This window comes from Cellulomonas sp. P1_C4 (assembly GCF_056406355.1).
The window spans coordinates 120,120-132,832 of record NZ_JBFUAI010000013.1 but is presented as its reverse complement, the minus strand read 5'-3'; the positions used below and the strand labels follow the sequence as shown (position 1 = coordinate 132,832).

Sequence of the window (12,713 nt, the reverse complement as noted above, 5' to 3'; positions counted from 1 at the left end):
CCCCGGGGCACTGAACTGGTCACGGTCGTTGCTCGAGCAGACATCGTCGTCTCCTTCTGACCTGCGACCGGCGACGGGCTCGTCGACCGCTGCCGCGCCCGTGCGGGCGCGACGAAAGCGCAGCCCGCCGACCTCCGGACAGGCAGGTCCGCGGGCGTCGCTCAGGCGCTCTCGGGCCGGGTGTGCCGGGTGGGACCGACTCCCTCCACGTTGAGGTGTCCCACGCAGTGACTCGTGTCACCGGGCTCAGCACCACACTCGATCCGGGGGCGCGCGTTGTCAAGTGCTGGGCCCGGGCAGGGCGACGCCCGCCCCCGCCGGATGGCGGGAGCGGGCGCCTGGTTGCCGTCAGCCCGCGGTCGGGTGCGCCTGGGCCGACGCGATGAACGCGAGCATCGCGGAGCGTGAGCTGCCGTCGTCGATCGACGTGTCCGGCAGGCTCGTCGCCTCCGTCCACGCGGCCGCCGCGTCATCCGCGCCGGCCAGGGCGGCGTACATCAGCAGGTAGTCGCCGAACTGCACCCCGTACCCGCCCGGCGTGGCCTCCGCGACCGACGCCCGGATCTGCTCCGGGTCCACGCCGGCCGCCAGGTACGTCTGCACGGGGCCCATCGGGATCAGCTGGATGCCGAGGATGGCGTTCGGCTCGGGGCTGAACCAGGTGGCGTAGTCCCGCTTGCCACCCCAGTTCAGCGACACCATCGTGTGGTCGAACCCGTCGAAGGACGCGAGGTCCGGATCCGTCCAGTACGTCCGGGCCGTCGAGGCTTCCGTCGAGGCCAGCCAGGTGGCCTCCGTGGCGAGCGCCGACTGGTCGGACGCGCCCGCCCACAGGCCGAGCCCGTTCCAGGCGTTGACGGCCTCCGACGACGACTCCTGGTTGTTCCCGTCCGCGAAGGGCGACGTTCCCGACGCCCACGAGTGGCCCGCGTAGGGGTCGAACGACCGCAGCTGCGGCAGCTCGGCGGACGGCTTCGCGGCGGCGATGTCCTGCGCGAGCAGGTTCATCACCGGTGCCAGCTGCTTCGCCAGGGACGGGTCGTCCTTGGCCAGCAGACCGGCCGCCGCGAGCAGGTAGCCGTAGTGGAAGTGGTGGTCGTTGAGCTCGTCCGACCCGAAGGACGGCGTCAGCCCGATCGCCGAGCGCGCGGCCTGGTCGTAGACGACGCACCGCGCGTCGCGCTGCGTGCAGCCGTCCGGCTCGGTCCACTCCTTCAGCGCGTCGACCGTCTTCGCCTTCAGGTCGGCCACGACGTCCTGCGCGCCCAGCTGCTCGCCGAGCACCACGAGCGACGCCGCGCGGTTGAGGGCCTTGCCGCCGAAGTACGTGTCCGACGGGAACGCCGGCGTCGCCGCGACGTCCTGCGTCAGCGCCTCCAGGATGGCCGACTTCTGGTCGGCCGTGATGCCGTCGAGGTCGATCGCGCCGGCCGCGGGCAGGGCCGGCGCGTAGGACGTGAGCTGCGAGCCGGTGCACAGCTCGAGGTCCCCGTAGACGCTGGCGTACGAGCCGAGTCCGCAGTCCGACCGCGTCGGCTGGTCGCCGGTGCGGTGGTGCGGCATGGTCACGTAGGCCGTGGGCGATCCGCCGGCCGTGCGGTAGGTCAGCGTGGTGCGGGCGACCGAGTCGTCCACGCCGTAGCTCACGTCGACACCCGTGACAGGGTCGGCCGCCGCGGCGGCCAGGGCGGCCGCCGTCGCGGGCTTCGCGTCCTGCGGTAGCGCGTACCAGGTCGCCGTACGACCGGCGGCCAGGGTCGTCGAGCCGCCGTCCGCCCCGCCACCGACGAGCCCCCACGTCGAGGTCCCCGCGTCGGCGGTCAGCGCACCGTCGTCGCCGGCCTCGAAGGAGCCGCCGGCGACCGTGGAGCTCACCGTCAGATCCTTCTCGGCCGTGAGGCTCACGAACGGCGAGCCCTCGGCGAGGACGACGTGGCCGAGCACGGCGCCGGACGCGTCCAGCAGCTCGATCGTGACGCTCACGGGGTCCGCGGCGCTGATCTGCGCCGAGGCGGCGCCCGCGTCGACGGTCACGGCGGGCACGTGCGGCGCCATGATCGTCTGCGCACTCGTCGTCGGCGTCGGAAGCCCCAGCGTGAAGCCGGTGTCCGTCAGGCCGAACGACAGCGGCTCGGCGAAGACCGGTTGCGCCTGGTCCCCGAACACGAGGCCGCTGTACCAGCGGTTGGTGGGCGGCACGACGCCGTCCTTGAGCCGGACCGGGTCGATCTTGCCGACCGACTTCTCCGGCACCCCGGCGACCAGGGCCGCCGAGTCGACGGTGGGCGTCTGGGCGTCCTGCGGACCGCTGGTGGGTGCCTCCGGCGCCGAGCCGGGGCCTCCGTCGGCGGTCGTCGCGCCCGACGTGGACCAGGGCGTCGTCAGGGCGAGGACCGCTGCCACCGCGACCGCGACCGCGACGGCGGTGGCGATCAGCACGCGGCGGCGCCGACGGTCTCGGGGCGGGGGCCGCACGTCGGTCGTGTGCTCTGTCAGGTGTGCCGTCATCCGAAGATTCCTCCGATGTAGGTCTTGACCGAGTCAGCGGTCCGAGTCACCACGCCGTTGTTGCGCAGCTGCAGCTCGGCCGTCACGGGGGTGCCGGCGGACACCAGCCCGTTCTGTGCCCCGTCCTTGAGGGCGGTCCCCGTGAGGGTCATGACCGCCTGGGCCTGGCCGGCCACCGTCTCCACCTTGACCTTGGAGACGTGCGCCGTGATCGTGCGGTGGTTGGGCAGCTCGACCGTCGCCGTCGCGTTGTCCGCGACGCGGGCGTACTCGTTCGGCGTGAGCGTGTACTCGGCCTGGACGTAGAGGGTGTTGGCGCGCTGGACGGTCGCCAGCTCGGTCGCGGACTGGACGAACGTGCCGCGCTCGGAGTTGATCGCGGTCACGGTGCCGTCGCCGGCCGCCAGGACCACGAGGCGGCCCTGGTCGTCCACCTGCGTGGCCTCCGTCTCCGGCTTGGCGAACCCGTTCTTGAGGTCGTACTGCAGGCTCGACGAATCGATGACGAACAGCGGCTGGCCCTTCGTCACGGTGTCGCCGACGTCGACCCTCTGGTCGACCACGAGGCCGGCGTAGGGCGTGCCGACGTCGTAGGTCCTGGCGAGGATCTGCGCGGAGTCGCTGGCGGCGACGCCCTTCTTCTGGTTGAGCTGGTAGGTGGCCAGTGCGGCCAGGACGAGCACGAGGATCGTGCCCACGAGCAGTCGGAAACGGCTGGCCCAGGTCATGCGACACCTCCGGTCGGTGCGGTCTCGAGACGGGCGTGGCTCGCGCGGCGCACGGAGCGCTCGGCCTTGGCGGTGAGTCGGCCGCGGTGGCCCTCCCGCCAGGCGGTGAGGATGAAGCTGCCCAGGATCAGGGTGTTGGTCGCGTTCCACGCGAGGGCGAGGCTCGGGTAGCCGTTGCCGAGGTCCTTCCAGGCGCCGACCACCGTGGTGATGAGCAGGAACTGGAAGAAGAGGACCTGCGGCATCATGAAGGCGAAGGGCGAGCGGTACGCGCCCTTCTGGCCCGTGACGTGCCACTTCTGGTCCCGGCGGAAGATCGCGTTGATCAGCGCGCGCGTGTAGATGGGGAACGACACCGCGGCCAGCAGGAGGACCTGCCAGCGGAACGAACCGAGCGTGTAGAACGCGAGCACGATCTGCAGCACGTAGAAGCCCGAGTAGTAGAGCAACCACGTCAGCGGCGTGATCGTGAGGTTCATCGGGGTGAGGTTGAAGTAGATCTGCAGCGGCGGCACGAGGATCAGCAGCAGGGGCGCGATCCCGGTGAGGTAGTGCGTCGCGGTCACCTGGTACTGCAGCCTCTGGTCCATCGTGAGGTTGCGCTTCCGGGAGAACGGGTTGTGCGTGAGCATGATCTCGAAGCCGCCGGTCGCCCAGCGCAGCTGCTGCTTCGTGTACGTCTCGACGGTCTCCGGGGTGTCCCCCACGGCCAGCTCGGTCGGGATGTAGACCGTCCGCCAGCCGTTCTCGTGCAGCATCAGGGACGTCCACACGTCCTCCGACTTGGAGTCGGAGTAGATGCCGCCGATCGAGTCGACCGCGGCCCGTCGGTAGATGACGTTGGTCCCCACCGAGAACGCGGCGTTGAACCGGTTGCGGCCCGGCTGGATGAACTTGTAGAACACCGACTGCATGTAGCCGGCGCCCTTCGAGATGACCGAGTTCAGGTTCCCGTACACCTGGGGTGTCTGCACGAAGGCCACGTCGTCGCTGGCGAAGAACGGGACCGTCTCGTGCAGGAACTCCGGCTTGGGCACGAAGTCGGCGTCGAGGATGACGAAGAAGTCCCCCTTGGCCAGCGTCAGGGCGTGGTTGATGTTCCCCGCCTTGGCCCCGTTGCTGGACAGCCGGCGCACGTAGCGGGCGCCGACCCGTGCCGCCAGGTCGCGGACCTCGTCCGACCGGCCGTCGTCGAGGATCCAGGTCTCGTGCCGGCCGTGCATGGCGACGGCCGCCGTCGCGGTGCGCCGGATGGTGTCGAGGTCCTCGCCGTACGTGGTGATGAAGACGTCGACCGTGATGGGCCACTCGTCCAGGTACATGCGCCAGTCCTGGGGGGACTTCTCGGCGCCCTCGCGGATGATCTCGGCGAGGTCGTACAGCCGGTCCTGCGCGAGGTGGAACGCGAAGCCTCGCGGGTTGCTCCCGCTGGACAGGACGGTCCACATCGCCAGCAGGGCGTGCACCACGAGGATCGTCTCCGCGACGATCACGAGCGTGTACGGCAGCCAGTCTCCTCGGTTCGCAGGGTTCAGCAGGAACGCCGCGTACACGATGACCCCGGCGCACGCCAGGAGGACCAGAAGCATGAGCGACGGGCTCTGGGCGGCCTCGTTCTCCGCCCGCCTGGTCGGTCTGATCCTGACCTGGTCCGTCTTACGAGGTTCGATCAGAAGCCTGTCGAACGTGGTCGTCATAGGGTTGCCCTCTTTTCGCTGTCGTCCGGTCGGATGGCAGTGGTGGGCGCTGGGCTCGACCCACCTTGTGAGGCAGCAACATCGGCACCAGGTGCACGAAAGGGCGGCGACGGTGAGGACCCGGCTGGACCGGACCTCACGCAGCGTCACCGCCCTCGTGGATGTCTACGAACGTACGTGGGATGTGTGGCACCGTCCACAGCACACGCTGTTCGACAGGTCACATCACCCACGAGAGGACGAAGCGGGAGCAACCGCTCGCCGGCACTGTGCCCCGCTCAGCGGGCCCCGGCATCGCCGGTCCCCGCGTGGCGCAGGACGCGCCGACGGCGGACCGCGGCCGGCGCCGCCGGAGCGACTCGGTACGGCGTGCCGCAGGGCGCCGCGCGTCCCACGATCGGCTCATGTGACGATCGTGGGAGCCGGAGGGAGACTGCGTCGCTGCAGGTCAGCGAGGGGGTCCGACCGCCAGCGCCCCGGCCGGCGGCGCGGCACCGGGGCCACCGCAAGAACGCCGGCCACGCCGTGGCGGGGCTMGTCGGGTGGGGCCCGGCCGACGAGGCTCGACGACGCTGCCGACGGGGCCAGCAGACCCCCGCCGGCGCGTCCCACCGACGCACGCCATCCCCGAAAGTCACCCGTGACCGCGTCCCGACATGCGGTCGACCCCGCCAGGAATGTCCACGGACCGGACGCCTCGGGCGTCGCCGCTCCGTCTCTCGAGAGCGCCTGGTGCCCCATTCAAAGGGTGTTCCCAGGCAGGGGACCTACCGTTCGCTCACGCAGTCTCGTCACTCCGGAGGACGTCATGTCGGCTCAGTCGAACTCCCCAGGCCCGGACCCCGCAGCGGTGCCCGCCGCCTCGCCCGGCCCCGCCACGCTACCCACGGCGACGGCGCCTCCTCCCCCGCTGCCCCCGGCCGCGGCCGCACCGGTCGGCTGGGTGATCGCCGCGATGATCCTGTTCTGGCCCACCGGCATCCCCGCGCTGCTCGCCTCGCACCGCGCGGCGCGAGCCGCCGGCGCCGCCGACGTCGGGACGGCCGCCCGGGAGTCCGCCAACGCCCGGCGCTGGGGAATCATCAGCGTGATCGTGGGGGCGGCGCTGATCCTCCTGTCGATCCTCGTCTCGATCGCGTGGGCCGTCCTCGCCGTGGTCGCCGTCCACGAGCACCGCGGTGGCCTGGACTGGGAGCAGCGTGGACCCGGCTGGCGCAACGAGCTCCCGTTCGACGCGCCCGGCCGTCCCGGGCCGCCCGACCGCTCCGACTMCGGCAACTGACCTCGTCCACCATCCGGGATTCGCCGCCCAGCCCTTGACCGCGCTGCGCGACGGGTGCTTCCTTGTGCGCGCCACGACCGGGTGGGTGCCAGCCGCACCCGCTCGACGACCACTCGAGGGGAGCTCGCGATGACGACCGTCCACGTCTCGTCGCCCTCCCTGCGTGCCTGTCTGCACCTCTGTACCGCCTGCTGTCAGCAGCACTGACGCACCCGCCCGGCCCTACGCCAGGAGCAGGCCATCCGACCGCGCCGCCAGAGCCGCGCCGTCGGTCCGCAGACGCACCCGAGAGGCACCACCATGACCGTCGACCTGTCCCACCGTCCCGACACCGTCCTCGGCGTCGAGGAGCTGAGCGCACTGACCCGCTCCATCGCCGCCCGCCCCGAGCTCTGGCGGCCCCTGGTCCAGTTCCAGGCGGCCGGCCGCTGGTGGACCCGTCTGGACGCCCCCGCGGGCGTCGACGTGTGGCTGATCTCGTGGCTGCCGTCGCAGGGCACCGAGCTGCACGACCACGGCATCTCGTCGGCCGCGTTCACCATCGTCGCCGGCACGCTGACCGAGATCCGACCCGACCGCGAGGGCCGGCTGGTGCCGCAGGAGTTCGCTGCCGGCCTCACGCAGACCGTCGACCCCGGCGACCTGCACGACGTGCTGAACGCCGGGACCGAGCCGGCCGTCAGCATCCACGCCTACTCGGCGCCGCTGACGCGGATGACGTACTGGGCGCAGGACGCCGAGGGCACCCTGGTGCCCACGCGCACGGTCGAGACGGATGAGCCGGAGACCGAGGCGTGAGCCCGGCGAGCCCTGTGAGCTCTTTGAACACGGCGCGCCGCCGGACCATCGACGACGTGCTGGCCGAGGCCCGCGCCCGCCTGGTGCGGCTGTCGCCGGAGGAGACGTGGGACGCGCTGGAGCACGGTGCCGTGCTCGTCGACATCCGCCCGGCGGCCCAGCGGGCGGCCGAGGGCGACGTCCCGCAGGCCGTCGTCATCGAGCGCAACGTGCTCGAGTGGCGCCTCGACCCGGCCAGCGCCCACCGGATCCCCGCGGCGACCGGGTACGACCTGCAGGTCGTCGTGCTCTGCTCGGAGGGCTACACCTCCAGCCTCGCCGCCGCCGCGCTGGCCGACCTCGGCCTGCACCGCGCGACGGACGTCGTCGGAGGCTTCCACGCCTGGTCCGCGGCTGGCCTGCCCGTCACCGCCGAGGCTCGCGAGCTGGTCGGGGCCGGCCCCGCGCACTGATCGCACGACGACATCCCGAGGCCCAGGAGCGATGCTCGAACCGGGACCTCGGGATGCGCGTCGAGAGTGTCACACGAGTCGTTTCGGTGGCGTTTCGCGGACCTGGGTGCAGGTCAGCCCACGGCAGCCGACGCCAGGTCCGGGTTGTCGCTGAAGAACCCGTCCATGCCGGCGCGGACGAACACCTGGATCTCCCCGGCCAGGTCACCGACCGCGTTCGGGTCGGCGCTGCTGCGGAACTCCGCCGGCAGGAACTGGTTCTCCCGGCGGAACGTCCAGCCGTGCACCTCGAGGCCGACGCGGTGCGCGTCCCGGATGACCGTGGTGGGCGTGGCGAGCGTCCCGTCGGGGTTCCGCGGGATCATCACGTCCTTGCACAAGCCGACGCCGTCGGCGTACGTGGCGATCTGGGCGAGGCCCGACCGGGTCACCAGGTCGCGGTAGGTGCGCGGGTCACCCGCGGCGACCAGGTCGTACGGCGCGCCGGAGCAGTCGACCAACTGCGCGAGGGTCACGTCCGTCATCGTGTCGAGCTGGCGGAGGTTGCCCGTCTCGAAGCTCTGGATGATCACCGGGGACCGTCGGTCGTCCAGGCCGTTCGCCTTCAGCTGGGCGAGCAGCGGCTCCTCGAGCGAGAGTCCGACCGAGTCGAAGTACGTCGGGTGCTTGGTCTCCGGGTAGACCCCGACGGGCTGCCCGTCGCAGGTCACCGAGTGACGGGCGAGGTCGAGCACCTCGTCGAACGTCGGGATCTCGTAGAGCTTGTCGAAGGCGGTGTTCGCCGGTCGGACGGCGGGCAGGCGCTCCTTGGCGCGCAGGGTCTTCAGCTCGGCGAGCGTGAAGTCCTCCGTGAACCAGCCGGTGACGCTGCGTCCGTCGATGACCTTCGTGGCCTTGCGGCCTGCGAACTCGGCGTGGTCGGCCACGTCGGTCGTCCCGCCGATCTCGTTCTCGTGCCGCGCGACGAGCACTCCGTCCTTCGTCGAGACCAGGTCGGGCTCGATGTAGTCGGCGCACATCAGGATCGCCGTCTCGTAGGAGGCCAGCGTGTGCTCGGGCCGGTACCCGCTGGCGCCGCGGTGGCCGACGACGGTGACGTCGCCCGCCTTCGCCGCCCGGACCTGTCGCAGGTCGATCACGTCCATCTCGGTGTCGTCCGGCGTCCCCGCGATGCGCGCGGCGTTGCCCGGGTAGTTGTTGTCGTTGGCGACGAGGAGGCGACCGTCGCGCAGCTGCACGACCGTCTCGAACGACTGCACCGGCAGCGAGAACGGGTCGTCCGTGCCGTAGCCGTCGCCGGAGCCGAGGTGGTCCGGATTGGCGATCTTGAGTGCGTCGAGCACGAGGGTCTTGGCCACGAAGCCGTCCGCGTCGACCTTGTCGAGGTCGACCCGGTACACCCGCTTCATCACCGAGGCGGCGCCCTGGAAGTCGTCACGCTCGATGAGCAGCAGCTCGTGCTTGCCGGTCATGAAGGCGTCGCCGATGACGTTCGCGTCCTGGTGCGTCTGGTACGCCCACGTGCGGCCGGTGTACGCGCCCGCGGCGGTGTCGAACTCGGAGATGGTGCGCCGACGCTGCTGCGGGTCGTCGACGAACGCGCCCTCCGTGATCGGGTAGAGGAACCGCCCGTCGCGAGAGCCGGCCATCGCCTCGAACCCCCGGCTGGCGCGGATCCGCGGGGTCTCGCCGGCCTGCAGGTACGGGTTCTGCGGCGACTTCCCGGCCGGGAAGGGCACCGGGGCGGCCAGCAGCGCGCCCGACGCGTCGACGTGCAGCAGGAACGGGCCCAACTCCTCGCCGATCCAGAAGCTGCCGTCCTGTGCCCGCACCACCGACTCGACGTCGAAGTCGGCCCCGGTGAGCAGGCGGTCGGGGGTCGCGTCGTTGACGATCGGGAAGTCGATGCGGTGGTCCGGGTCGCGCAGCGAGATGAACTCGCCGACGCCGATCTCGCCACTCCCGCCGCGCGCCGTCTGCCACTGCGGCGTCACGTGGTAGAGCCGGAGCAGGAAGTCGGCGGAGTTGGCCTTGGTGCCGAAGCCGTTGTCCGGCAGCGCCCAGAACGTGCCGTCGCCGGCGTCGACGACCCCGGAGAAGCCCGGGATCACCTGCCCGGCGAAGGGTCCCTGGCGCCCGTTGGCCGGCGAGGCCAATGCCCCGGACGGGGGTCCGGCGGCGAGGAAGTCGGCGGAAAGGGTTGCCCGGGCGACCAGCGTGGGCTGGACGACGGTGTGCCGACCTCGGTCGGGTTGCCCGCCGTGGTCACCGGCGAGGGCCGGCGTCGGGGCGAGGAGGGCGACGGTCACGGCCGTCGCGAGGACTGAGAGTGCTGCGGTGCGTCTCATGGCGGCCAGGCAACCGGGCGCGGGCGACGAGCGCCCGACTTTCCGGGAAGGTCCGGATGGCGACCCTGTGAACCTCCTGTGACTCGGAGCATGACTGGAGTCGAGGCCGCACTCTCTCTGGACGAACCGCTCGATGACGCGTAGGTGAACTCTCGGCCAACTCGCCCTGCCCGAGTTGCTGCACCCCCCGAATCCGGTCGACCGTCGAGACATGACCGATGTCCCGCTGCTCGTCCTGGTGGTCGTGACCGCGCTCGCGTTCGACTTCACCAACGGGTTCCATGACACGGCGAACGCCATGGCGACGTCGATCGCGACCGGGGCCCTGCGGCCCAAGGCCGCAGTGCTGCTCTCCGCCGTCCTCAACGTCGTCGGTGCGTTCCTCTCGCTGGCCGTGGCCGCGACGATCGCCTCCGGCATCGTCGAGCAGGACGCGGTGACCCTCTCGGTGGTCTTCGCCGGGCTGGCGGGGGGCATCCTCTGGAACCTCGTCACCTGGTACCTCGGGCTGCCCTCGAGCTCGTCGCACGCGATCATCGGCGGCCTGGTCGGCGCCGTACTCGTGGCCGCCGGTCCCTCGGGCGTCATCTGGGCGGGTCTCATCGGCAAGGTCGTGATCCCCGCCGTCGTCGCGCCCGTGGCCGCCGGCGTCGTCGCCCTCCTCGGAACGTGGCTCGTCTACCGCATCACGCGCGGAGTCCCCGGGCGCGAACGCACCAAGGAGTTCCGCTGGGGGCAGGTCGGCTCCGCCTCGATGGTGTCCCTCGCCCACGGCACCAACGACGCGCAGAAGACGATGGGCATCATCCTGCTGGCGCTCATCGCCGGCGGCGCGCTCCCCGACGACGCCGCCGTGCCCGTCTGGGTGATCGTCAGCTGCGCGCTCGCGATCGGCCTCGGCACGTACATCGGCGGCTGGCGCGTGATCCGCACGCTGGGCAAGGGGCTGGTGGACATCGAGTCCCCGCAGGGGCTCGCCGCCGAGACGTCGTCCGCCGTCGTGATCCTCGTGTCCAGCAACCTCGGCTTCCCGTTGTCCACCACGCATGTCGCGAGCGGCTCGATCATGGGCTCCGGCGTCGGTCGGGGCAGCGAGGTGCGCTGGTCGACGGCCCGCCGCATGGCCGTCGCCTGGCTGGTCACCCTGCCTGCCGCGGCACTCGTCGGCGGCGGGGCGGAGGCGCTGCAGAGCTGGCTCGGGGGCACGCTCGGCAACCTGGCCGTCCTGGTGCTCCTCGTCGGCGCGTCCGCGTGGATCTTCCTCGCCGCGCGGCGCAGCACGGTCAACCACGAGAACGTCAACGAGGAGTGGTCCGAACCCGCACGCCCGACCCGGCGCCCCGCCACGGTCTGAGAGGAGAGCGACATGGATCAGCTCATCGACGGCGGCGCCCTGCTCCGCGTGGTGGTCGTCAGCCTGCTGCTCGGGGCCAGCATCCCCGCGGTGTTCGCGCTGGGTGTGCGCGCCCTGGCGACCGACGCGGGCGCGGGTCCGCGTCCGGCGATCCGGACCGTGGCGGGCTACGCGTGCTTCGTCGTCGTCGTCGCGGCGGTCGTCCTCGGCATCGTCAGCATCATCGAGGCGAAGTGATGGACCGGCCGAACGCCGTGCGCCGCGTCGCGGACTGGCTGCGCGCCGGCTACCCCGTCGGGGTGCCCGAGAACGACTACGTCGCCCTGCTCGCCCTCCTGCGCCGCAAGCTCAGCGAGGACGAGGTGACCGAGGTGGCCGACCGCGTCATCCTGCTGCACCCCGACGGTGCCACGCACGACGCGGTCGGTGCGCAGATCGGTGCGCTGCTGAGCGACGAGCCGCACGAGAGCGACATCGCGCGGGTCAGCGCCCGGCTCGCGGCGGTCGGCTGGCCGCTCGCCGACGTCGACGAGTAGGCCGAGACCCACCCCGCGGGCACCTCGGACCGGATGTCGAACGTCCTCAGGCGGGTGCTCGTTCTCCGGCGCTGCCGACATAGACGGTATTGGCGGCCGGCCGACCCTGGAGCGGGTTGTCGAAGGCGACAACGCGCGCGACGGGATCCGTGAACACCTGCGCCATCGTCGCCAGGAACACCTCGTCCGGCGGGTCGTTGGACCACAGCGCGAAGACCCCGCCCGCGCGCAGGGCGCCCGCGACCCGGCGCAGGCCGTCGGCCGTGTAGAACGGGGCGTTCTGCGGGGCGAGCGGGTGTCGCGGCGAGTGGTCGATGTCGACGAGAACGGCATCGCAGGGCCAGCCCGGGCGACCCGGGTCGAGGCCCGCCCCGGCAGCCGCCAACGCGAAGAAGTCCCCCTGCACGAGGCGGCAGCGGGGGTCACCGACGAGCTCCGGACCGAGCGGCACGAGCCCTCGCCGATGCCAGTCGATCACCGGCGCGAGAGCCTCCACGACGACGAGCGCGGCGACACCGGGACGGTCGAGGACGGCTCGCGCGGTGTAGCCGAGGCCCAGACCGCCGACGACAACCTCGAGCCCCGTACGTCCGGCGACGCGGTCGAGCCCCAGCTCGGCCAAGGCCACCTCGGCCTCGGTGAACATGCTCGACATGAGAAAGTCGTCGTCGATCTTGACCTCGTGCACCTCTCGACCGGTGACGGGCTCGATCCGCCGCCGCAAGCTGATGGCGCCGATCGGCGTCAAGTGCCAGTCGAGCTCCTCGAACCGGCGCCGCACGTCCCGATCGGGCATGGCCTCCACCTTCCTGTCGGGCGCGGCGCAACCGGTGCGGCTCGGGCCAGTGTCGATCATGCGCCCCGTCTTCGGACGGCATCGACCCGAACCTCGTCCATCGCCCTTCGGAGACCACGTCGACGGAGAGACTGCCTGGCTAGCCATCGCACAGGCCGCGCAGGATGCTGGAACCGGCGTGCTCGTCGAGGGCGCTCGGGTCGAGCCGGACTCG

General features: G+C 71.7%; 11 protein-coding genes. 6 read left to right on the top strand and 5 right to left on the bottom strand.

Annotation, left to right across the window (positions count from 1 at the left end):
- Window positions 1-348: 348 nt before the first annotated feature.
- The 3 genes from AC1DYZ_RS12125 to AC1DYZ_RS12115 form a co-directional block, all read right to left on the bottom strand.
- The gene (locus AC1DYZ_RS12125) at window positions 349-2,439 is read right to left on the bottom strand and encodes a glycosyl hydrolase (protein ID WP_477065440.1); all 2,091 of its coding nucleotides are present in this window, start codon (window positions 2,437-2,439) and stop codon (window positions 349-351) included.
- Between the two features lie 65 nt (window positions 2,440-2,504).
- Complete coding sequence (locus tag AC1DYZ_RS12120; RefSeq protein WP_477065439.1) at window positions 2,505-3,236, bottom strand: HlyD family secretion protein; 732 nt, start codon at window positions 3,234-3,236, stop codon at window positions 2,505-2,507.
- Window positions 3,233-4,825 (bottom strand): glycosyltransferase family 2 protein, encoded by a 1,593-nt coding sequence (locus tag AC1DYZ_RS12115; RefSeq protein ID WP_477065438.1) that lies wholly within the window; start codon window positions 4,823-4,825, stop codon window positions 3,233-3,235. Before AC1DYZ_RS12115 ends, AC1DYZ_RS12120 begins: the two co-directional genes overlap by 4 nt.
- 916 nt (window positions 4,826-5,741) lie before the next feature.
- Here AC1DYZ_RS12115 and AC1DYZ_RS12110 point away from each other — a divergent pair.
- The 3 genes from AC1DYZ_RS12110 (at window position 5,742) to AC1DYZ_RS12100 (ending at window position 7,465) form a co-directional block, all read left to right on the top strand.
- A complete protein-coding gene (locus AC1DYZ_RS12110) occupies window positions 5,742-6,215 on the top strand; it encodes a CD225/dispanin family protein (protein WP_477065437.1) in 474 nt (157 codons plus the stop codon).
- A gap of 300 nt (window positions 6,216-6,515) precedes the next feature.
- On the top strand, window positions 6,516-7,013 hold the full coding sequence (locus AC1DYZ_RS12105) for a cysteine dioxygenase (protein ID WP_477065436.1): 498 nt from the start codon (window positions 6,516-6,518) through the stop codon (window positions 7,011-7,013).
- Between the two features lie 14 nt (window positions 7,014-7,027).
- Window positions 7,028-7,465, top strand: coding sequence for a rhodanese-like domain-containing protein (locus AC1DYZ_RS12100; protein WP_477065435.1), 438 nt, complete (start codon window positions 7,028-7,030; stop codon window positions 7,463-7,465).
- Window positions 7,466-7,578: 113 nt separating this feature from the next.
- Here the strand turns inward: AC1DYZ_RS12100 and AC1DYZ_RS12095 are convergent, their stop codons facing one another.
- Window positions 7,579-9,813 carry an esterase-like activity of phytase family protein gene (locus tag AC1DYZ_RS12095; protein WP_477065434.1) on the bottom strand — a complete coding sequence of 745 codons (2,235 nt, stop codon included), beginning with the start codon at window positions 9,811-9,813 and terminating at the stop codon, window positions 7,579-7,581.
- Between the two features lie 211 nt (window positions 9,814-10,024).
- On the opposite strand from AC1DYZ_RS12095, the gene AC1DYZ_RS12090 reads away from it, so the two are divergent.
- From AC1DYZ_RS12090 to AC1DYZ_RS12080, 3 genes are read left to right on the top strand one after another with little or no spacing between them, the layout of a single operon-like run.
- Window positions 10,025-11,167, top strand: a complete 1,143-nt coding sequence (locus tag AC1DYZ_RS12090) for an inorganic phosphate transporter (protein WP_477065433.1) — start codon at window positions 10,025-10,027, stop codon at window positions 11,165-11,167.
- A gap of 12 nt (window positions 11,168-11,179) precedes the next feature.
- Window positions 11,180-11,404 (top strand): hypothetical protein, encoded by a 225-nt coding sequence (locus AC1DYZ_RS12085; protein ID WP_477065432.1) that lies wholly within the window; start codon window positions 11,180-11,182, stop codon window positions 11,402-11,404.
- On the top strand, window positions 11,404-11,703 hold the full coding sequence (locus tag AC1DYZ_RS12080) for a DUF3349 domain-containing protein (protein ID WP_477065431.1): 300 nt from the start codon (window positions 11,404-11,406) through the stop codon (window positions 11,701-11,703). Before AC1DYZ_RS12085 ends, AC1DYZ_RS12080 begins: the two co-directional genes overlap by 1 nt.
- A 46-nt stretch (window positions 11,704-11,749) precedes the next feature.
- Here the strand turns inward: AC1DYZ_RS12080 and AC1DYZ_RS12075 are convergent, their stop codons facing one another.
- Window positions 11,750-12,499 (bottom strand): polyamine aminopropyltransferase, encoded by a 750-nt coding sequence (locus AC1DYZ_RS12075; protein ID WP_477065430.1) that lies wholly within the window; start codon window positions 12,497-12,499, stop codon window positions 11,750-11,752.
- Between the last annotated feature and the right edge of the window lie 214 nt (window positions 12,500-12,713).